The organism is Peribacillus sp. RS7, assembly GCF_041956845.1.
GTDB lineage: Bacteria > Bacillota > Bacilli > Bacillales > DSM-1321 > Peribacillus.
Window position 1 is genome coordinate 343,332 of record NZ_CP168135.1, and the last position, 21,230, is coordinate 364,561.

22 protein-coding genes, 1 other RNA gene and 1 other annotated feature are annotated in these 21,230 nt (G+C 44.1%); of the genes, 5 read left to right on the top strand and 18 right to left on the bottom strand.

The window, feature by feature from the left end:
• Positions 1–761 precede the first annotated feature (761 nt).
• From ACDZ29_RS01830 to ACDZ29_RS01885, 12 genes are all read right to left on the bottom strand, one after another.
• Positions 762–1,469: an ABC transporter ATP-binding protein gene (locus tag ACDZ29_RS01830; RefSeq protein ID WP_063232914.1), complete on the bottom strand. Its 708-nt coding sequence runs from the start codon at positions 1,467–1,469 to the stop codon at positions 762–764.
• Complete coding sequence (locus ACDZ29_RS01835) at positions 1,469–2,248, bottom strand: ABC transporter ATP-binding protein (protein ID WP_289315529.1); 780 nt, start codon at positions 2,246–2,248, stop codon at positions 1,469–1,471. The genes ACDZ29_RS01830 and ACDZ29_RS01835 overlap by 1 nt, the downstream gene beginning before the upstream one ends.
• Entirely contained in the window at positions 2,223–3,185 is a 963-nt protein-coding gene (locus ACDZ29_RS01840; protein ID WP_289315528.1) for a branched-chain amino acid ABC transporter permease, read from the bottom strand. Before ACDZ29_RS01840 ends, ACDZ29_RS01835 begins: the two co-directional genes overlap by 26 nt.
• 13 nt (positions 3,186–3,198) lie before the next feature.
• Positions 3,199–4,077: a branched-chain amino acid ABC transporter permease gene (locus ACDZ29_RS01845; RefSeq protein WP_289315527.1), complete on the bottom strand. Its 879-nt coding sequence runs from the start codon at positions 4,075–4,077 to the stop codon at positions 3,199–3,201.
• Between the two features lie 164 nt (positions 4,078–4,241).
• Positions 4,242–5,420, bottom strand: coding sequence for an ABC transporter substrate-binding protein (locus ACDZ29_RS01850; RefSeq protein WP_375089654.1), 1,179 nt, complete (start codon positions 5,418–5,420; stop codon positions 4,242–4,244).
• A gap of 557 nt (positions 5,421–5,977) precedes the next feature.
• Positions 5,978–6,685 (bottom strand): ABC transporter ATP-binding protein, encoded by a 708-nt coding sequence (locus ACDZ29_RS01855; protein ID WP_375089656.1) that lies wholly within the window; start codon positions 6,683–6,685, stop codon positions 5,978–5,980.
• Complete coding sequence (locus ACDZ29_RS01860; RefSeq protein WP_375089658.1) at positions 6,685–7,464, bottom strand: ABC transporter ATP-binding protein; 780 nt, start codon at positions 7,462–7,464, stop codon at positions 6,685–6,687. The genes ACDZ29_RS01855 and ACDZ29_RS01860 overlap by 1 nt, the downstream gene beginning before the upstream one ends.
• Positions 7,439–8,410 (bottom strand): branched-chain amino acid ABC transporter permease, encoded by a 972-nt coding sequence (locus ACDZ29_RS01865; protein ID WP_289325883.1) that lies wholly within the window; start codon positions 8,408–8,410, stop codon positions 7,439–7,441. The genes ACDZ29_RS01860 and ACDZ29_RS01865 overlap by 26 nt, the downstream gene beginning before the upstream one ends.
• A 13-nt stretch (positions 8,411–8,423) precedes the next feature.
• On the bottom strand, positions 8,424–9,302 hold the full coding sequence (locus tag ACDZ29_RS01870; RefSeq protein ID WP_098369668.1) for a branched-chain amino acid ABC transporter permease: 879 nt from the start codon (positions 9,300–9,302) through the stop codon (positions 8,424–8,426).
• 76 nt (positions 9,303–9,378) lie between these two features.
• Positions 9,379–10,566 carry an ABC transporter substrate-binding protein gene (locus ACDZ29_RS01875; protein WP_289325884.1) on the bottom strand — a complete coding sequence of 396 codons (1,188 nt, stop codon included), beginning with the start codon at positions 10,564–10,566 and terminating at the stop codon, positions 9,379–9,381.
• Positions 10,567–10,752: 186 nt separating this feature from the next.
• The gene (locus ACDZ29_RS01880) at positions 10,753–11,514 is read right to left on the bottom strand and encodes a ThiF family adenylyltransferase (RefSeq protein ID WP_230155021.1); all 762 of its coding nucleotides are present in this window, start codon (positions 11,512–11,514) and stop codon (positions 10,753–10,755) included.
• 111 nt (positions 11,515–11,625) lie between these two features.
• On the bottom strand, positions 11,626–12,732 hold the full coding sequence (locus ACDZ29_RS01885) for a M20 family metallopeptidase (protein WP_375089662.1): 1,107 nt from the start codon (positions 12,730–12,732) through the stop codon (positions 11,626–11,628).
• Positions 12,733–12,893: 161 nt separating this feature from the next.
• On the opposite strand from ACDZ29_RS01885, the gene ACDZ29_RS01890 reads away from it, so the two are divergent.
• Positions 12,894–13,070 (top strand): hypothetical protein, encoded by a 177-nt coding sequence (locus ACDZ29_RS01890; RefSeq protein ID WP_375089663.1) that lies wholly within the window; start codon positions 12,894–12,896, stop codon positions 13,068–13,070.
• Here ACDZ29_RS01890 and ACDZ29_RS01895 read toward each other — a convergent pair.
• Positions 13,035–14,027, bottom strand: coding sequence for an NERD domain-containing protein (locus ACDZ29_RS01895; protein ID WP_375089665.1), 993 nt, complete (start codon positions 14,025–14,027; stop codon positions 13,035–13,037). The genes ACDZ29_RS01890 and ACDZ29_RS01895 overlap by 36 nt on opposite strands.
• Before the next feature lie 122 nt (positions 14,028–14,149).
• Between ACDZ29_RS01895 and ACDZ29_RS01900 the strand changes: the two genes are divergently transcribed.
• From ACDZ29_RS01900 to ACDZ29_RS01910, 3 genes are read left to right on the top strand one after another with little or no spacing between them, the layout of a single operon-like run.
• Positions 14,150–14,320: a hypothetical protein gene (locus ACDZ29_RS01900; RefSeq protein WP_375089667.1), complete on the top strand. Its 171-nt coding sequence runs from the start codon at positions 14,150–14,152 to the stop codon at positions 14,318–14,320.
• The gene (locus ACDZ29_RS01905) at positions 14,298–14,486 is read left to right on the top strand and encodes a hypothetical protein (protein ID WP_375089669.1); all 189 of its coding nucleotides are present in this window, start codon (positions 14,298–14,300) and stop codon (positions 14,484–14,486) included. Before ACDZ29_RS01900 ends, ACDZ29_RS01905 begins: the two co-directional genes overlap by 23 nt.
• On the top strand, positions 14,483–14,737 hold the full coding sequence (locus tag ACDZ29_RS01910; protein WP_375089671.1) for a hypothetical protein: 255 nt from the start codon (positions 14,483–14,485) through the stop codon (positions 14,735–14,737). The genes ACDZ29_RS01905 and ACDZ29_RS01910 overlap by 4 nt, the downstream gene beginning before the upstream one ends.
• Positions 14,738–14,883: 146 nt before the next feature.
• On the opposite strand, the gene ssrS is transcribed toward ACDZ29_RS01910, so the two are convergent.
• The 4 genes from ssrS to ACDZ29_RS01930 form a co-directional block, all read right to left on the bottom strand.
• Positions 14,884–15,069, bottom strand: a non-coding RNA gene (gene ssrS / locus ACDZ29_RS01915) — 6S RNA.
• 87 nt (positions 15,070–15,156) lie between these two features.
• Complete coding sequence (aspS, locus tag ACDZ29_RS01920; protein WP_289325887.1) at positions 15,157–16,926, bottom strand: aspartate--tRNA ligase; 1,770 nt, start codon at positions 16,924–16,926, stop codon at positions 15,157–15,159.
• 12 nt (positions 16,927–16,938) lie between these two features.
• Positions 16,939–18,210 (bottom strand): histidine--tRNA ligase, encoded by a 1,272-nt coding sequence (gene hisS, locus ACDZ29_RS01925; RefSeq protein WP_375089673.1) that lies wholly within the window; start codon positions 18,208–18,210, stop codon positions 16,939–16,941.
• A 94-nt stretch (positions 18,211–18,304) separates the two neighbouring features.
• Positions 18,305–18,543 (bottom strand) — a binding site (T-box leader).
• 78 nt (positions 18,544–18,621) lie between these two features.
• Entirely contained in the window at positions 18,622–18,795 is a 174-nt protein-coding gene (locus ACDZ29_RS01930; RefSeq protein WP_289315514.1) for a hypothetical protein, read from the bottom strand.
• Positions 18,796–18,924: 129 nt separating this feature from the next.
• Here ACDZ29_RS01930 and ACDZ29_RS01935 point away from each other — a divergent pair, with 129 nt between their 5' ends.
• Entirely contained in the window at positions 18,925–20,694 is a 1,770-nt protein-coding gene (locus ACDZ29_RS01935) for an SH3 domain-containing protein (RefSeq protein ID WP_375089675.1), read from the top strand.
• Positions 20,695–20,781: 87 nt separating this feature from the next.
• Here ACDZ29_RS01935 and dtd read toward each other — a convergent pair whose 3' ends face one another.
• Entirely contained in the window at positions 20,782–21,225 is a 444-nt protein-coding gene (gene dtd, locus ACDZ29_RS01940) for a D-aminoacyl-tRNA deacylase (protein WP_289325890.1), read from the bottom strand.
• Positions 21,226–21,230 lie beyond the last annotated feature (5 nt).

The window sequence follows — 21,230 nt, forward strand, 5'->3', positions numbered from 1 at the left end:
GATCATGAACCCATTCTACTATTATCCCTAACTAGATTGTATACCGCGTGATTTGGTTTTACTAACCTTTTTAACTAGTTAAAATAACTTATTTAAAAAACAAAAAAACCGCTATAAAACGGTCTCGGTTTGTCGACAAAATGAGTTCTATCTAAATATTAAACAAAGTTTGATTGGAACGGAAGGCGCGAGACTCCTGCGGGAAAAGCGAGTCCAATGGAGACCCCGCAGGCGCAAGCCGAGGAGGCTCCCGGACCGCCCGCGGAAAGCGAGTGCTTGGAGTGGAAATCAACGTTCGAGTTTTACAAACAAAAAAAACTGCAGGCAACATGGAGTTCTATCTAAATATTAATACAAAGTTTGATTGGAACGGAAGGCGCGAGACTCCTGCGGGAAAAGCGAGTCTAAGGGAGACCCCGCAGGCGCGAAGCGTCGAGGAGGCTCCCGGACCGCCCGCGGAAAGCGAGTGCCTGGAGTGGAAATCAACGTTCGAGTTTTACAAACAAAAAAAACTGCAGGCAACATGGAGTTCTATCTAAATATTAATACAAAGTTTGATTGGAACGGAAGGCGCGAGACTCCTGCGGGAAAAGCGAGTCCAATGGAGACCCCGCAGGCGCAAGCCGAGGAGGCTCCCGGACCGCCCGCGGAAAGCGAGTGCTTGGAGTGGAAATCAACGTTCGAGTTTTACAAACAAAAAAACTGCAGGCAAACTCGCTTTTCTTCGAGTTTGTCTACAGTCCGAAACCGCCATATGCGGTTTAATGTCCTCCTAAATAGGCATTCTTGATTTCTTCGCTTGCGGTCAGTTCCTCTGATTTGCCTGATAGGACAATTCGGCCGGTTTCGACAACATAGGCTCTGTCCGCGATGGATAGGGCTAAGTTGGCATTTTGTTCGACCAGCAGAATGGTTGTACCGGTTTTATTGATTTCTTCGATGATATGAAAGATTTGCTTCACCAATAATGGGGCGAGTCCCATGGATGGCTCGTCCAATAATAGAAGCCGGGGCTTGGCCATGAGTGCCCTGCCCATTGCGAGCATTTGCTGTTCCCCGCCGGAAAGGGTTCCGGATTGCTGTTTCAGGCGCTCAAGCAAACGCGGGAATAATTCATAGACTTTCTCCATATCCTGCTTGATGCCTGCCTTATCTTTGCGTAAATAAGCACCAAGCTGAAGGTTTTCTTCAACCGTCATGTTAGCGAAGACCCGCCGTCCTTCAGGCACATGGGAAATGCCCATTTTCACGATGGATTGTGCTGCCTTTCCACCGATGGATTGCCCTTCGTATATGATTTTCCCTTGTTTTGGTTTTAATAGGCCGGAAATGGTTTTCAGCATCGTGCTTTTTCCGGCTCCGTTCGCCCCGATCAGGGTTACGATTTCGCCTTCGTTAATAGAAAGCGAGATTCCTTTCAAGGCTTGAATGTTTCCGTAATAGACGTTGATGTCCTCTATTTTTAACATTATGAAACCTCCTCGCCCAGATAGGCCTCGATGACTTTTGGATTGTTACGGATTTCCTCTGGCTTTCCTTGAGCGATCAGTTGTCCGTGATCGAGTACATATATGCGTTCGCAAACACCCATGACCAGCGGCATATCATGTTCGATCAATAATACGGTCAAATCAAATTTCTCACGGATGAGGGCAATCAGGTTCATGAGCTCGTGCGTCTCCTGGGGGTTCATTCCCGCTGCCGGTTCATCCAGCAAAAGCAGTTTCGGATTGGCTGCAAGTGCACGGGCGATTTCCAAACGTCTTTGTTTACCATATGGTAGGTTCTTCGCCTTTTCATCCTTATATTGATCCAGGTTGAAAATCTTCAGGAACTCAATTGCCTTTTCATCCATTTCCTTTTCGCCTTTAAAATGGATTGGCATCCGGAAGATCGAACTTAAAATGCTATGCTTCGAAAGGGAATGATAGGCCACCTTAACATTATCGATCACGGATAGTTCGCTGAATAAGCGGATGTTCTGGAATGTCCGGCTGATTCCTTTTTGCGTAATTTTATATGGAGGCTTTTTTCTCAAGTCCTCCCCTTCTAAAGAAATCGTTCCCTCCGTCGGGACGTAAACCCCTGTCAGCAAGTTGAAAAAAGTGGTTTTCCCGGCACCGTTCGGACCAATCAAGCCAACCAATTCCCCAGGGTACAGCTCGACGTTAACATCGGAAACGGCTTTAAGCCCTCCGAACTGGATGCCGACCGAATCGACTTTAAGCAGCGGTGTTTTTATTTTCATGGCTGCTGCCTCCTTTACGTTTGAACATGGAAGTTATTTCTTTTGTCCCCATTAAACCTTGTGGACGATAAATCATCATGACGATAAGCACTAGGCTGTAGATGATCATACGCGTTTCGGGATAATCCTGGAGGAATGTCGTGACCACAGTCAGTAATATGGCAGCCAATACGGCTCCTGACAGACTTCCAAGGCCTCCCAGTACGACTAAGATCAGGATATCGAATGACTTCAGGAATCCAAAGTTCGATGGCTGGATGATGTAGAAGTTATGAGCGTATAGCCCTCCAGCAATTCCGGCGAAAAAAGCACCGATCGCAAACGCGACAACTTTGTAATAGGTCGTATTGATCCCCATCGAATCGGCAGCCGTCTCGTCCTCACGGATCGATATGCACGCTCTTCCATGGGTAGAACTTGTGAAGTTCCTGATGACGATGATCGTAACGATAACGGAAGCGAAAACCCACGGCCAAGTGGTCAAATGGGAAACCTGCATGCCGCTTGCCCCGCCAACATAATCGATATTCAAAAGCATGATCCGGACGATTTCCCCAAATCCCAGGGTTGCAATCGCCAGGTAATCGCCTTTTAAGCGTAAGCTTGGAATTCCGATGATCAATCCTGCCAACGCTGCCGCCAAACCGCCCACAATCAACGCTAGAGCAAATGGCATTTGCAGCTTCATGGTCAAAACGGCTGAAGCATAGGCACCGACTGCAAGGAATCCTGCATGTCCGATGGAAAACTGCCCGGTTATCCCGATGATCAAATGAAGGCTCGCTGCCAAAATGATATTGATCCCGATGAACATGAGCGTATTTTGATAAAAAGGATTTAGCGATCCGCCGCCGATTAACACTTGAATTGCGGCGAAAAAGATCAATGATAGTGAAATCGAGAGCCAAAAACCTTTTGCTCGCTTAATTGTAGTCATTGCTTTGTCTCCCCTATACTTTTTCTTTTTTGTTTTTACCGAATAAGCCTTGTGGCAAGAAAATCAAGATAAGAATCAGTACGACGAAGGCTACGGCATCACGCCATAATGAGTAACCGGCGGCACTGACCAATGCCTCGATGACACCAAGCAATAAGCCACCGACCATCGCGCCCGGTATGATTCCGATCCCTCCAAGTACGGCGGCAACAAATGCCTTCAATCCCGGAAGCACTCCCATAAGCGGCTCGATCTTAATATAATAAATACCGAAAATGACGCCCGCTGCCCCAGCTAATGCGGAACCGATTGCAAAGGTGGCAGAAATCGTGTTGTCAACATTAATTCCCATCAGTTTAGCTGCATCCGCGTCGAAGGAAACGGCACGCATGGCTTTTCCTATTTTTGTTCTATGAACGATGATTTGAAGGATGATCATCAGGACTACAGCCACTCCAAAAATCAAGACCGATTGACTATTGATGGAAACTCCAAAAATATTGAACTTGTCTGCAGGCAATACATCATTCGGATAAGCTTCCGGCTGTGCACCACGGACGTAGATGAATCCGTATTCGATCAAAAGGGAAACCCCGATGGCCGTGATAAGTGCGGCAATACGCGTTGCGTTACGCAATGGCTTGTACGCGATTCGCTCGATCAATACCCCAAAGAGCGCACAGACCGTCATCGAGATTAATAGAGCGGGCACGAATGATAGATCCAGAACCGTTATCGAGTAAAATCCAACGAATGAGCCAACCATGAAGACATCCCCATGTGCAAAGTTTATCAATTTAACAATCCCGTAAACCATCGTATATCCGAGAGCGATAAGGGCATAAATACTTCCTAGTGAAACCCCGTTTATTAACTGTTGTATCAATTCCATGTTCGACTCTCCTTGAAAAATCTAATTTTATAAGTGATAAGTCCAGACTCTTCTCTTTCCGCTAAGGGGAAGTTCAGCGACCTGGTATGCTTGAAAAATGAGAATTCGCCAGCACCTTCTGATTGACGAAGGGCCGGCGAAAGGGTTGGAGTTGTTCTCCGGAATTAAGGATTGATTTTAGTGTTGAATACTTGTTTACCCTCTTTAAATTCAAGGATGGTAGCGGATTTGATTGGATTATGTTTTTCATCCAATGTAAATGTACCCGTTACGAGCTCAAGGTCCGCCGTTTTTTCCAGTGCTTCTTTAATTTTTTCTGAATCCGCCGATCCAGCACGTTTAATCGCATCTGCAAGGAAATATCCTGTGTCATAGCCTAGAGCGTTAAATGCATCCGGGGATTTATCTTTGTACTTCGCTTTAAATGCTGACACAAAATTCTGAATTTTTTCATCAGGGTCACCTGAAGAATAATGGTTCGTGATGAACGTATTATTTAGAGCCTTTGTACCGGCAATTTCTACTAGCTTAGGAGAGTCCCAGCCGTCGCCGCCCATAAATGGAACATCAAGTCCAGTTTCCCGTGCCTGCTTCACGATCAGACCAGCTTCCTCATAGTAACCAGGAAGGAAGATGAAATCAGGTTTTGCCGATTTCAAACGAGTCAATGTGGAACGGAAATCAGTATCCTTCGCAATGTAAGCTTCCTCAGCCACGATCTTTCCGCCATTTTTTTCGAATTGTTCTTTAAAGGCTGCGGCTAAACCTTTTGAATAATCGCTTGAACTGTCAATATAGATGGCTGCACTTTTCGCTTTGACTTCAGTACTGGCAAAATTCGCAGCAACCGTTCCTTGGAACGGATCGATGAAGCTTGTCCTGAAAATGTAATCGTTCAATTTATCCTTGCTGAAAGTGATTTCAGGGCTTGTACCGGAAGGTGAGATGACCGGCACTTTGTTATCTTGTGCAATTTGCACTTGGGCAATCGAGTTCGTGCTTGTCGCTGCACCTACGATAGCTGCAACCTGATCTTGAGATGTCAGCTTGATTGCTCCGCTAGTCGCTTCAGACGCTTCAGATTTATTATCGACTTTTATTAGTTTGATTTTTTTTCCGTCAATGCCTTCTTTATTGATTTCTGCAGTCGCAAGTTCCAGGCCTTCCGCAATCGATTGACCATATGAAGCTACACCACCTGATAATTCAAGGTTGACACCGATCTTGATCGTATCACCGTCCCCGCTTGATTTATCTGATGAACCGGAGCCGGAACAACCCGCTAGAACTCCTGCAGCAAGTGTTAGAGAAAGGAATGCACCTGCTAGTTTTTTCTTCTTCATAAATAATCCCTCCATTTTGTAATCATAGCTCTGATGCGTGAATATTTATTCACGATGCTTCAGAAGAAATTGATTAGATGAAATTTTTTAAATTAAATTAATATTTCGAAAAATAGTTTACCGCATAATTTTCATTCCGTCTATACAATAATTGTGAGAAGAATTCGATAAATAGGATATTTTTCACAGCATGTACAGGTCGTTTTTATTTTTATATATTTTAAATATTGCGAAAACAGTGGATATAATCAGAAAAAACTGATAATTTAACTATATTAATATTGTAAAATCCTTTATTACTACTCAAAAAAATTTATTCATTCTTTCATTTATATCATCCTATTAATTACATTTTTACCAAAATACAAGCATCTTGATAGGGAATTAAACCCAGTTTCTTTGCTCTTTTTTAGTCTTAATTCCTATATCAAAATTGAATAATACTATTTGAATGTATAAAATCCTGCATGAACCTCCACCTCATTTTTATGCTTCTTCGTATATTTTTTATATCCCAATCCTCATTTCCCCACAAAAAAAAACCGCCAAACGGCGGTTCAGTGGCCTCCTAAATAGGCCATTTTAATTTCTTCACTTGAAGTGAGTTCCTCGGCATTGCCCGAAAGGACGATTCGGCCCGTTTCAACGACATAAGCCCGATCTGCAATGGATAAAGCAAGATTGGCATTTTGCTCGACCAAAAGGATTGTTGTCCCCGCTTCACTGATTTCCTGTATGATGTTGAATATTTGCTTTACCAGCAGCGGTGCAAGGCCCATCGAAGGTTCATCGAGCAGCAATAAACGTGGCTTCGCCATTAAAGCCCGGCCCATAGCAAGCATCTGCTGTTCACCACCTGAAAGCGTGCCGGCCTGCTGTTTGATTCTCTCCAGCAGCCTCGGAAATAACTCATGGACCTTTTCCATATCCTTTTTGATGCCCTCTTTGTCGTTTCTCAAATAGGCTCCAAGCTCCAGGTTTTCGGCAACCGTCATGTTCGCAAAGACACGGCGGCCTTCAGGTACATGGGATATGCCCATTTTCACGATGGACTGTGCAGCTTTTCCTCCAATCGGATCGCCTTTGAACAGAACTTTTCCCTGCTTTGGTTTTAACAGCCCGGATATCGTTTTGAGCAACGTGCTTTTTCCGGCTCCATTCGCTCCAATCAGAGTCACGATCTCCCCTTCGTTAATCTCCATGGAAACACCTTTTAACGCTTGGATATTGCCGTAATACACATTGATGTCTTCTATTATCAGCATCATGAAACCTCCTCGCCTAGATACGCCTCGATAACTTTAGGATCGTTGCGGATTTCTTCCGGCTTTCCATGAGCGATAATCTGTCCATGATCAAGTACGTAAATCCGTTCGCATACCCCCATGACCAGTGACATATCATGTTCGATGAGCAATACGGTAAGGTTGAATTCCTTCCTGATAAAAGCGATGAGATTCATCAATTCTTTCGTTTCATGCGGGTTCATACCTGCTGCGGGTTCGTCCAGTAAAAGCAGTTTGGGGTTTGCCGCGAGAGCACGTGCAATTTCCAGCCGCCTTTGCTGTCCGTATGGAAGATTCTTCGCTTTTTCATCCTTAAAATGGTCAAGCTTGAAAATCCTCAAGAATTCCAACGCCTTTTCATCCATTTCCTTTTCACCGGAAAAATGTCCCGGTAGCCTGAAAATGGAGCTTGGGATCATATGCTTGGCAAGCGAGTGGTAAGCAACCTTCACATTATCGATCACAGATAACTCACTGAAGAGGCGGATATTTTGAAAGGTCCTCGAAATCCCTTTTCGGGTAATTTTATAAGGCTGCTGCTTTTTTAGATTTTCCCCGTTCAAGGCAATCGTCCCTTCTGTAGGGACATACACACCCGTCAACAAATTGAAGAAGGTCGTTTTTCCAGCTCCATTCGGTCCGATCAGGCCTACAAGTTCCCCCGGAAATAATTCCATGTTCACATCGGACACGGCTTTCAATCCGCCAAAACGGATACCCACCGCATCTACTTTAAGCAACGGTATTGTGGCTTCCATCCTTTGGACCCCCTTTCGTTTTTTTATGTGTGAACAATGTCGTGATTTCTCTTGTTCCCATTAAACCCTGCGGGCGGAAGATCATCATCAAGATCAGGACAAGACTGTATATGATCATCCTCGTTTCCGGATAATCCTGAAGGAATGTCGTCACGATCGTCAGTAAAATGGCAGCCAAAACCGAACCTGAAAGACTTCCAAGACCGCCAAGTACGACGAAAATCAGTATATCGAAGGATTTTAGGAAACCGAAATTCGATGGCTGGATAATATAGAAATTATGGGCATAAAGCGATCCGGCAATTCCCGCAAAGAAAGCTCCGATGACGAAGGCCGCCACTTTATAATAGGTCGTATTGATTCCCATCGCATCAGCCGCCGTTTCATCCTCCCTTACGGATATGCATGCACGTCCATGAGTCGAATTGGTGAAATTCCGGATGACTATGACGGTGATCATGACACAGGCAAATACCCATGGCCATGTAGTCAGATGGGAAACCTGCATTCCGCTTGCCCCGCCTACATATTCAATATTCAAGAGGACTATCCGGACAATTTCCCCAAAACCTAGTGTAGCTATCGCCAAGTAATCCCCCTTCAGACGCAAGCTGGGTATCCCGATCACCATACCGGCAGCTGCGGCGATGATGCCCCCAGTCAATACTGCCATGATGAAAGGAAGTTCCAGTTTCATTGTCATGACTGCCGAAGCATAGGCCCCTACCGCTAAAAACCCTGCATGTCCGATCGAGAACTGCCCGGTTATTCCAATGATTAAATGAAGGCTCGTTGCCAGCATGATATTGATGCCTATGAACATGAGTGTGTTGATATAAAATGGATTGAGCATACCGTTTGTAATGGTGTACTGCATGATTCCGAAAAAAATAAGTGCGAGCACGATCGAGAGCCAAAAACCCTTTGAATTCTTTAAAGTAGTCATCGCCTTGTCTCCCCTATACTTTTTCTCTTTTATTTTTACCGAATAGTCCCTGCGGCAAGAAAATCAAAATCAAGATAAGAACGACGAAAGCCACACCATCGCGCCATAATGAGTAACCGGCAGCACTGACCAAAGCCTCGATCACTCCAAGCAGCAGTCCGCCGACCATCGCTCCCGGAATGATGCCGATGCCACCCAAGACTGCTGCAACAAACGCTTTAAGGCCAGGAAGGACACCCATCAACGGCTCGATTTTAATATAGTAGATCCCAAAAATGACGCCGGCAGCCCCTGCCAAAGCCGAGCCTATGGCGAAGGTAGCTGAAATCGTATTATTCACATTGATTCCCATAAGCTTAGCAGCTTCGGAATCGAATGAAACGGCACGCATCGCTTTGCCGATTTTGGTTTTATGGACAACGAATTGTAGGATGATCATTAAAATGATGGATACAGATAAGATCAATATCGATTGACTGCTGATGGAAACTCCCAATATATCGAGTTTATCCATCGGAAGGACATTATTTGGATAGGCTTCCGGCTGGGCGCCCCGGATGTAAATCAGCCCATTTTCTATTAGAAGGGAAACACCGATGGCCGTTATCAAGGCCGCAATCCGTGTTGCATTACGAAGGGGTTTATAAGCGATCCGTTCAATTAAAACGCCAAAGATGGCACAAGTGACCATCGAAATCAATAAAGCCGGGATGAAAGATAAGTCCATTACGGTAATGGCGTAAAACCCTACAAATGAACCAACCATGAATACGTCGCCATGGGCAAAGTTTATCAGTTTGACGATTCCATATACCATCGTATAACCAAGCGCGATCAATGCATAAATGCTGCCGAGTGAAATGCCATTTACCAATTGTTGAATCAGTTCCATATTGCACTCTCCCCGATAAGGTGTTTTTTAAGTGAATATAGAATAGGGGGGACTTGCCCCCTATCCACGTAAGGTATTATGGATTGATTTTCGTCTTGAATGTTTGTTTGCCATCTACATATTCCAAGATGGTCGCCGATTTGATCGGATCATGATTTTCATCAAGGTTCAGCGTTCCGGAAACTAATTGAAGATCTTTGACTTCTTCCAACGCTTGTCTGATTTTTTCGGGGGAAGCATCTCCAGATCTCTTGATGGCATCAGCCAGGTAGTAACCAGTATCATAGCCAAGTGCTGCAAAGGCATCCGGTGTTTTATCGTATTCCTTTTCGAAGGCTGCAACGAAATCCTGGATTTTTGCATCTTCATCTTCAGGGGAATAGTGATTCGTGATATAGGTATTTTTTAAAGCCTCCGCTCCGGCAATTTCAACGACTTTCGGGGAATCCCAGCCGTCTCCACCCATGAATGGAAGGTCTATGCCGTCTTCACGGGCCTGCTTTAAGATCAATCCGACTTCTTCATAATAACCAGGAAGGAAAACGAACTCTGGTTTGGCGGATTTGATACGTGTCAATGTAGAGCGGAAATCAGTATCTTTTGTAACATAAGCTTCTTCCGCCACGATTTTACCACCCTTGGCAGTGAACGCTTCTTTAAAAGCGGCGGCCAATCCTTTAGAATAATCACTTGCGCTATCCACATAGATCGCAGCTGTCTTCGCCCCTATTTCGTCAGATGCGAAATTGGCTGCCACCGTACCTTGGAATGGATCGATAAAGCAAGTTCTGAACACATAATCGTTTAATTTTCCAGCTTTGTTGGTGATGTCGGGATTTGTTGCAGTTGGTGTGAGAAGAGGAACTTTATTATCCTGTGCGACCTGAACCTGTGCCAATGTATTTGTGCTTGTCGCTGATCCGACTACAGCCACAACCTTGTCCTGGCTGACTAACTTGATCGAACCGCTTGTAGCTTCTGCTGCATCTGATTTATTATCAACCTTGACGATTTCCAGTTTTTTACCGTCGATGCCCTCTTTATTAATTTCATCGATGGCCAGCTTCAAACCATCGGCAGCCGATTGGCCGAATGATGCCGTACCTCCGGACAGTTCAAGGTTGGCCCCAATTTTGATCGTGTCACCCGATTTGGATGAACCCCCGCCTGAACTGCTAGTTTTCGAGTCGCCGCTACAACCTGCCAGCGTCCCTGCAACCAAAGAAAGTGATAGGAACACTCCTGCTAGCTTTTTCTTCTTCATTTGAAACCCCCTTGTTTTGTATGTTCTTTTTAATAAATAGAATATTTGAATAAAAAATAATATTCTGAAAATAGTTTATCTCATTCTTTCGACCCCGTCTATATGATATGGATAAAAAAGTTATTTAAAGGGAATATCTCCTATTAGACAAAAAAAAACTGACCCTGTATAGAGTCAGTCAACTTATCAATCATTTACACGGCGTACTTCAATATCTTTTAAAATATCATTGATCACCCAGCTTGCTGCAATTAAGCCTGCTACAGATGGTACGAAAGCATTCGAAGATGGCGGCATTTGGGCCTTACGGATTTTTGCCTCATCATTGCCGACTTCTTTTCGGACATCCTCACGAATGACAATTGGACTTTCGTCGGAGAAGACAACGGGAATTCCCTTTGTTATGCCCTCTTTACGCAATCTAGTACGAATGACCTTGGCAAGCGGGTCGGTATGCGTTTTGGAGATATCGGCAATTTGAAAACGTGTCGGGTCCATTTTATTAGCGGCCCCCATGCTTGAAATCACCTTGATATTCCGTTTCAGGCATTCCTTCATCACATGCATCTTATAAATGACCGTATCGGATGCATCAATGACATAGTCCAGTCCATAACTGAAGAATTCTTCAAACGTTTCTTCTGTATAGAACATTTTAAGGGAAATCACTTCGCAGTCGGGATTGATGTCCTGAATGCGATTTTTCATCAATTCCGCTTTCGGTTGACCGACTGTTGATAATAGTGCATGAATCTGTCTGTTTACATTTGTGATGTCGACATCGTCTTTATCCACAAGAATAATACGGCCGACCCCCGTGCGTGCCAATGCTTCAGCCGAAAAAGAACCTACGCCTCCTACCCCCAGGACAGCAACGGTCGTGTTTTTCAGGATATCGATGCCTTCCTTGCCTATTGCTAATTCATTTCGTGAAAACTGATGCAGCATATATATTCAACTCCAATAAATTCTGTTCTTATTTAGCTTCCCAATTAACAATATATCATAAACATCATTTATGACAAGCGAAATATAAGCAGTCTAATCGGAATTAGTGTACTAGGTCATTTTTGCTAATTTCTGAAGGACGGTCGCCAGCAGGAGAGTCCGTTCTGTCAGGCTGGGAATTTCCAAATACTCCTCTTCACTATGTGCATTCCCTCCAATGGGCCCGAGTCCATCTACCGTCGCTATCCCCAATACAGAAGTAATAGATGCATCCGAACCTCCACCCGTGGCCGTATCTGTTATTTTTATGCCGATTTCCTCCCCCGCCTGACGGATAGTCTCTAAAAGCAAGTTCGTTTTCTCGTTCTTTTCCATGGGAGACCGGTCCATTTTCCCGCTTAATGTCGTTTTCGTCCCTGGAATATAAGTTTCAGCGCAGATTTTTTTCAGTTGTTTAAGAATGATAGCTTCTTGCTTTTTTTCCGAGATCCGTACATCCACAAAAGCAGCCGCATGGGCAGCGATGGCATTGACAGCAGAACCTCCTTCAATCATGCCGACATTAACGCTGATACCTTTCTTTTGATCATTCAATCGGTGTAAGGCAATGATCTTATTAGCCAATTCTTCAATTGCACTCCGACCCTTTTCCGGTTCGATCCCTGAATGGGCTGCCACCCCCACTATATCCACTTTAAATTGACCGCATCCCCTTCTTGCCGTGACAAGTGAACCATCCGTCCTTGCCGGTTCAAGAATTAACGCGAACTTCTTATTGGCCCCTTTTTCAGATATGAGTGAAGCGGAAGACGGAGACCCGATCTCTTCATCACTATTGAGAATGATTTGAATATGCTTATAGCCTGTCTGCCCCGTCTGTTTCAAGCAAAGGACCGCATAAAAAAGCTCAACTAAACTAGCCTTCATATCAGCTACACCAGGACCGTATGCCCGATTTCCCTTCACACTAAAAGGACGTTTTTGCGCTGTCCCTTCTGGAAAAACCGTATCCATATGGGCGACGACCAGAATATGCGGTTGATATGCCTCACGATGCTGGATGACCAGCTGATTTCCATAATTCTGCTGCTCGACGGTATTCACAATAAAATCCAGGCTTTCAAATTTCGCTTTTAAAATCGAACCAATTTCATCAATACCCTTTTTCGTATGAGAACCACTATCTATATTCACTAGCTGCTCCACTAATTGAAGCATTTCGTTCCTCTTTGCATTCAATAAATCTTTCAAAGCCCTCACTACTTTCTATCATTGGCTGATTATAATTCCAACCTTACTATAATTTACGAATCTATATTGCGGAATGTTACTTAAATGGGGATATTTGAAGTTTATTCGAGAGTTTTTGGGGTTTACTCGTGGGTTTAGCTCGTTTACTCGTAAATTTGGGGCTTTTACTCATGAATTCGGAGCTGTTACTCGTGAGGTTAGGCTTTTTACTCGTGAATTTGCGCCTTTTACTCGTCAATTTGCGCTTTTTACTCGTGAGTTCGGGGCTTTTACTCGTGAGTTTTGGGCTTTTTCTCGTGAATTAATCCTTCAACACTATAAGCTCTATTTTTAAATTGCCCTGAATAAGGCAACCCCAGGGCAGATAGCATTCGTTGCATGATATTGATTGAATCTATTTGTAAAAAGAGCCGTGCTTGTTTATTCGTAATCTTGGGTTTTATAAGGAGAGCGAAATCACGAAGAGTTTGTATGTGGGCATCTTTGGAGGCGTAAGAACATTGACCGCATGACCATTTGCCCCAGTGATATTGCATATGGAGAGTTGAGCATTTAGGACATTGAACGCTTTTGAGCAGATCTTGCTCATCGATTTGATACCATTCGAGTATATCCTGATTATGTGGAGTGTTTGTTAGCATCATTGTGTTCGAAAGTCTATTTCTCTGCCTTTGAGTTAATTGCTCAGAAGGATACTTTTCTTCAAGGGTGTGAATTTTGGAGATTAGGGTTTCTTTTCCCGTGATTCTTTTGAAAATGGGGGTAAAACCTGGGGTAGTCCTGATGATGGTATTCGAGTTTGCATTGGCTATAAGCGTTTCAATCGGAAGCGAGGGGAATTTATGAAAAGCGAGCCAATCCGATAATCGGGATTTTTGCACGTCAACCTGGATTAGCGGGTCCAGATAAGCTTGTTCCTGACCATCCTTTGTTCTAATCAATTGAGGATAGGTGCGATCAAAGTAGAGCATTCCCGCAAAGTTTTTCACTTCGATGATGATACAGACATTCCGGGTGATTATGAGAAAATCCATTTGAAAATAACGACTCCCATCGTTGCTTAACCTCAAGTCATGCAATACTTGATATTCTTTTGAAAGATCCTTCAACTCATTTCCAATACTCCGCTCCCCGTTAAAACCTGTATCGATTTTACGGAAATCGTTCCTTATCTTTTCCTGTTTTGGATGGTTTGGTGGTAGCCTCCTGCTTAATGCCTCCAGTTTGAGCATTTTCAAAGGCTTTTCACACGGTTTTAGCATACATTCATCAACTCCTTGTCCTTTAGCTTCTTTGTTAATGCACTCTTTTCCTGCTGGTAAACTGAAAATCAGCATTTTGCCCTGAGTTTGCTCTGTTTAATTCGTGAATCTGTTCCTTACTCGTGAGTTTGCGCCTTTTACTTGTGAGTTTTGGCTATTTACTCGTGAATTCGGGGCTTTTACTCGTGAGTTTGGGCTTTTTACTCGTGAGTTTGGGCTTTTTACTTGTGAGTTTGGGCTATTTACTCGTGAGTTTGCTCTGTTTAATTCGTGAATCTGTTCCTTACTCGTGAGTTTGCGCCTTTTACTCGTGAGTTTGCACCTTTTACTTGTGAGTTTGGGCTTTTACTCGTCAGTTTGCGCCACTTACTCGTGAGTTTGGGCTATTTACTCGTGAGTTTGCGCGTTTTACTCGTCAATTTGCGCGTTTTACTCGTGAGTTTTAGCTTTTTACTGTGAGTTTGCGCTTTTTACTCGTGAGTTTGGGCTACTTACTCGTGAGTTTGCGCCTTTTACTCGTGAGTTTGGGCTATTTACTCGTGAGTTTGCGCCTTTTACTCGTGAGTTTGGGCTTTTTACTCGTCAATTCGGGGCTTTTACTCGTGAGTTTGGGCTATTTACTCGCCAATTCGGGGCTTTTACTCGTGAGTTTAGCTCGTTTACTCGTAAATTCGGGGCTTTACTCGTCAATTTACGCTATTTACTCGTGAAATCACCTCATTTACTCGTGAGTTTGCGGCTTTTACTCGTGAATCCACGCCATTCGCTCGCAATATCATGCTTTCACTCGTAAGTTACGCTATTTTAACGCACAAAAAAACCCATGTTATTTAACATGAGTTGCTTTGTAATGTGTAAGAGTCCCAATTGTGCCGTTTACGCCTTTGTTTTGAACCCGCTCTCCGCAGGTGGGTGCTCGGTTCCTCGCGTTTGTAAGTCCTCTTCGAGGGAGGCATTTACGCGGCCAGGAAACTAGTGCTCCCGGTAACTATAAGTGTTCGGTCAAAACTTATAGGTTAAAGAACGAACACATCAGGACTCTTACTTGTTAAAGATATCATATCATAATGCTTAACTCCGTTTCAAGAGAAAGCATCTAGGTATTTTTTCATATTTTTTCCCAGTTTTATTACTTTTTTAGTGCAGCAAGCCTTAGGTTAAGTTCGGCCAATTGCTTGTCACTTACAGCACTCGGTGCGTCAACGAGCAGGTCGCTTGCGCTTGCTGTTTTCGGGAATGCGATGGTATCGCGAAGGTTCGTGCGGCCTGCAAGCAGCATGACCATACGGTCCAATCCAAGGGCGATTCCGCCGTGTGGTGGCGTTCCGTATTCGAATGCATCCATTAGGAAGCCGAATTGTGCGTTTGCTTCTTCTTTCGAGAATCCAAGGACTTTGAACATTTTTTCCTGAACGTCGCGTTCGAAAATCCGCAGTGATCCACCGCCAAGTTCGTAGCCGTTCAAGACAAGGTCATACGCTTGTGCACGGACGCTTGCTGGGTCTGATTCCAATTTGTCCATGTCTTCACGGAATGGCATTGTGAATGGATGGTGTGCTGCATAGTAGCGTCCTTCTTCTTCGTCATATTCAAATAATGGCCAGTCCGTCACCCATAGGAAGTTGAATTTGCTTTGATCGATCAAGCCTCTTTCTTTACCAAGCTTGTTACGAAGTGCTCCTAGTGCATCGGCGACTATGCCTTTTTTATCCGCCACGAACAAGATTAGATCGCCCACTTCGGCTTCCAATACGGATACTAATTGCTGTTGATCTTCTGCGAAGAATTTAGCGATTGGCCCTTTTACTCCGTCTTCTTCAACTTTCAGCCATGCAAGGCCTTTTGCACCGTAGATCGCTGCAAATTCAGCCAATCCGTCAATATCTTTACGGGAATAATCCGCATTTCCGTCCTTAACGACGATCGCTTTAACTTGTCCGCCGTTTGCAACAGCGCCGGTGAACACTTTGAAATCACTGTCTTTCACGATTTCCGAAACATCTTTAAGTTCCATTCCGAAACGCGTATCCGGTTTGTCGGAACCGTAACGGCTCATCGCTTCATTGTATGTCATTCTAGGGAATGGCAGTGTTACGTCAAGTCCTTTAACATCCTTCATCACTTTAGCCATCATGTTTTCTGCGGTGTTAATGATATCTTCTTGGCTCATGAAGCTTGTTTCAATATCGATTTGCGTGAATTCAGGCTGTCTGTCAGCACGTAAATCTTCATCACGGAAACAGCGGGCAATTTGATAATAACGTTCGAAACCGGATACCATCAATAGCTGCTTGAAGATTTGCGGTGATTGCGGAAGTGCATAGAACTCCCCTTCGTGTACACGGCTAGGCACTAAATAATCTCGTGCTCCTTCAGGTGTACTTTTCGTTAAGATAGGTGTTTCGATATCAAGGAAGCCTTCACCGTCCAAGTAATCACGGATTGCTTTTGTTGCTTGGTTACGCATTTTCAACGTTTCGAACATCGCCGGACGACGCAAGTCCAAATAACGGTATTTCAAACGGATATCTTCTGATACATCCGTTCTTTCATCAATGATGAATGGAGGGGTTTTAGCCTCGTTTAAAATTGTAACGTTTTCTGCTTGAACTTCGATGGTACCTGTTGTTACATTCGGGTTGAAGTTGGCTTCATCACGTTTGATGACTATCCCTTGGATATCAAGGACGTATTCATTACGGATCTTTTCAGCTGTGGCCAATGCGTCTGCCGAAATGTCCGGATTGAAAACGACTTGGACGATTCCGCTTCTGTCACGCAGGTCGATGAAGATTACTCCGCCCAAATCCCGACGTTTTTGTACCCATCCTTTTAATGTTACTTTTTCACCAATAGCTGCTTCTGTCACTTCACCATTGAAGTATGTTCTGCCAAACATGGTATTTCCCCCTTAAGCCTGTAGCTTTTTGAATTGTTCAACGAATGTGGCAAGGTCCATTTGGACTTGTTCACCAGTTTCCATGAACTTTACATTGATTTTATTATTTGCCAATTCATCTTCCCCGAGTGTCGCCACATATCTCGCTTCCAGGCGGTCGGCTGATTTGAATTGAGCTTTCACTTTTCGGTCTTGATAGTCTTTTTCGACAGTAAAACCGGCATTCCGCAATTGATGGGCAAGTTTGACATTATAATCCTTGGCTGTTTCACCTAATGAAACAAGATAGCAGTCAATTCCCTTTTTGATCGGAAGCTCGATGTTTTCTGCTTGCAATGCTGCAATCAGGCGTTCAATGCTAAGAGCAAATCCGATACCAGGTGTTTCCGGTCCGCCAAGTTCTTCAGACAGCCCGTTATATCTGCCGCCTCCGCAAAGTGTAGTAATGGCGCCAAAGCCTTCTGCATCACTCATGATTTCAAAAGCGGTATGATTATAGTAATCCAAGCCCCGCACAAGTGTAGGATCTTCGACGAATTCTATTTCCAAATCCGTAAGATGCTGTTTCACTTTTTCGAAATAAATACGGGATTCATCATTTAAATATTCAATGATGGATGGCGCGGTGTTCATCAATTCATGATCGTGATCTCTTTTGCAATCCAGGATACGCAATGGATTTTTTTCCAGGCGGTTCTGACAATCGCCGCAAAACTCTCCAATCCGAGGTTCGAAATGTTTGATTAAAGCATTGCGATGCGCTGTCCGGCTTTCCTTATCACCAAGGCTGTTGATCACAAGTTTCAGCTTTTTCAATCCAAGTTCTTTGTATAGGTTCATCGCAAGTGAAAGAACCTCTGCATCGATTCCGGGATCCTTACTACCTAAAGCTTCGATGCCGAATTGAACGAACTGGCGGAAGCGGCCTGCTTGTGGACGTTCGTAACGGAACATCGGGCCGATATAATAAAGCTTGACCGGTTGATTGGCCCACCCGAACATTTTGTTCTCGATATATGACCGAACTACTGATGCGGTGCCTTCCGGACGAAGGGTTAAATTCCTTTCACCGCGATCTTGAAATGAATACATCTCTTTTTGTACGATATCGGTTGTATCACCTACACCACGTAAAAATAATTCGGTGTGTTCAAAAATCGGTGTGCGGATTTCTTTATATTGATAACGGTGACAAATATCACGCGCTGTCTTTTCGATATACTGCCAAATTTCCGTTTGGCCAGGCAATAAATCCTGGGTTCCTCTAGGAATCTGAATAGACATATATGTTTCCTCCTTTAAAGCAAAACGCCCTTTATCCAGCGCTATACTGATTTTTTCCAAACAAAAAACTCCCGCCCCTTGTAACTTATCCGTTACAAGGGACGAGAGTTTGGATATCCCGTGGTGCCACCCTAGTTGAAGCACAAAAAATAAGTGCCCCCGCTCAAAAACAGTTAACGCCTGTTTTACGTCCATCTCCTATTAAGTAATACCGTTCGGAGTGAAGCCTACGGAGGGTTCTTTCATTAAGTCATCATGTGGAATGCTTTCAGCCTCGGCATTTCCTCTCTTTTCATGTGTTTCTTAATTACTCTTCTCCATCATTGGTTATTGCAGTAATAAGTCTGATATTTTATAATCATACGGACGTTAACATCAAATGTCAAGGCAGGCTGAGGATTTTGTCGCATTTTATTGGTTCAAATGTTTTTTCAAATTTTTGACCGTCCGGACATTGACTCCGAATTCGGATGCCAATTCAACAAGGTTTGCGCTTTGTTCCTTCTGGATGAAATCGTGAAAATCGACACCTAGTACTTGATTGCCTCCGCTTAAGCTCGTTTGATCTTTTTCGCTGAATTTCATGTAGGTTCCCTCCTCGAGTTATATAAGCTTTATTCTTCCCAAAAAAAAATGTTTTTTGCACTGGGAAAGAGGGAAATTTTTATTGAACGAGAATACATACATATAGACATTAAAAGGGAGAGACAACTTATGAAGAAGAAATCGGGTTTATTCTGCCTGATCCTGATGCTGATGATCTCAGCAATGTTCCCCGTCAATCATGCTTTTGGAAAAGAAGAAGGGGAAATTATCGTGACGTCCAAAGTGGTCAATGTCCGTGAAGGTGCAGGTCTCAGTTTCCCTATCGTAAAAAAACTGGCAAAAGGGGAATCGTATCCAATTCTGAAAGAAGATGGCGACTGGATTGAAATCCGGATTGGCGTCGGCAAAACAGGATGGGTCGCCAATTGGTTAGTGGAGAGAAAATCGGAGTCGGATACCAATCAGGTCAAAAAGCAATCCGGACAAGGTATGATATCCGGTAGCTCCGTCCGCGTCCGTACAGGTCCCGGAACTACATTTCAAACGGTTGGTTCCTTGAGTAAAGGAACAGCTGTTGACATTATTGAAAAGAATGAAAATTGGATAAAGGTCAAAACGGCGGATATCGAAGGTTGGGTCTCTTCTGACTACCTTAAGCTTCCCGCCTCATCAGGGAATGCAGCGAAGAAAGATTCGACTAAGGTAAAAGAAACGAATCAATCCGTAAAAACCGGAGTCACTTTGGTGGACCGGCTCAATGTCCGTTCGGAACCATCGAAAAGCAGTGCCGCGCTCGGAAAGCTGAATAAAAATACGGCAGTGACCGTTTACATGGTTGAAAATGAATGGGCTGAAATTGATTTCCAAGGAGTCCGGGGTTGGGTAGCTGAACCTTACATACAAATAAGCGAAGATGAAGATGATACGAAAATTAATATGGCAGGCGCGACTGCAAGGGTGACCGCTGAAGGGTTAAATGTCCGGAAAGATGCCTCTCTCAGCAGCAAGGTCATCGGTTCGGTGAACAAGGATGAGACATACGCCATCTTGCAAACAAAGGGGAAAATGACGCAGATCCAGCTTTCCGGTTCAAAAAAGGGCTGGGTAGTGAGTTGGTACTTGGAAAAAGAGAATGTTGAACAAACGACTAAGGAAAAGAAGATTGATGTAAAAGGAAACAAGATAACCATCATTCATGACGGAACGATCCTTAGAAGTGAGCCTGATGGCGACTCGGAAATCGTAGAGCAGGTCAATGAAGGTGAAACGTTCTCCGCATCAGGTAAGGAAGGCGACTGGTATTCCATTAAACTAAAGAGCGGAAAAACTGCTTATGTGGCTGGATGGATCGTGACGATCGAAGGGAATTCCGAACAGATCCAACGACCTGGCGTTGAAAAATATTTAAAGGATAAAACCATCGTTATCGATCCCGGCCATGGCGGCAGGGATAGTGGTACAGTAGGGGTCGGTGGCACTCTTGAGAAAAATCTGACGATCCGGACGGCTGAGTTGCTGCGGGACAAACTTCAGGCGGCAGGAGCAAAAGTTATCCTGACCAGAAGCGGCAATACCTATGTTCCACTTCCTTCCCGGGTCGGCACTTCACATATCCATAACGCGGATGCTTTCATCAGTCTCCATTATGATAGCACCAAGGACCAGATCACGAGCGGGATAACTACATACTACTATCATGACTACCAACGTTCATTGGCCACTACACTGGCCAATTCACTCGGTTCCACCATGCAGGTGCCCAACCGCGGATCACGTTACGGGAATTTTCATGTTACCCGTGAAAACAAACGTGTAGCTACACTTATTGAACTTGGTTATTTAAGTAATCCGGTTGAAGAATTGACGTTAACATCGAATGAGTATCAAGAAAAGATCACATCGGCCATCTATAATGGATTGGCGCGGTATTTCAAATAAAGACAAGACAAGCCAGCTTCCCGTCGAAGCTGGCTTGTCCATTCGTCGGCATTTATTTACCCAAACAAAAAAACCTGCAGCAGCAGGTTATTTTTTGCTTTCAAGTATTAATGTAACGGGACCATCATTAGTAAGCTGAACGTCCATCATGGCACCAAATTGACCTGTTTCCGTATGGACGCCTTTCTTGCGGAGTTCCTCGTTAAATGCTTCATATAATTCATTCGCCTCTTCAGGACGGGCGGCGTCCATGAAGTTCGGTCGACGGCCTTTACGGCAATCGCCGTATAGGGTAAATTGCGAAACTGATAAAATAGAACCTCCTACATCCAATAGTGAGTGGTTCATCTTTTCATTTTCATCTTCAAATATCCTGAGATTGACAATCTTATCGGCCAAATATACGGCGTCATCGATGGTATCCCCATGGGTGATACCAACCAGCAGAACGAGTCCGCTGTCGATTTGCCCGATTACTTGGTCTGCAACAACGACTTTTGCCGCTTTGGAACGTTGTAAAACAACACGCATGGTAA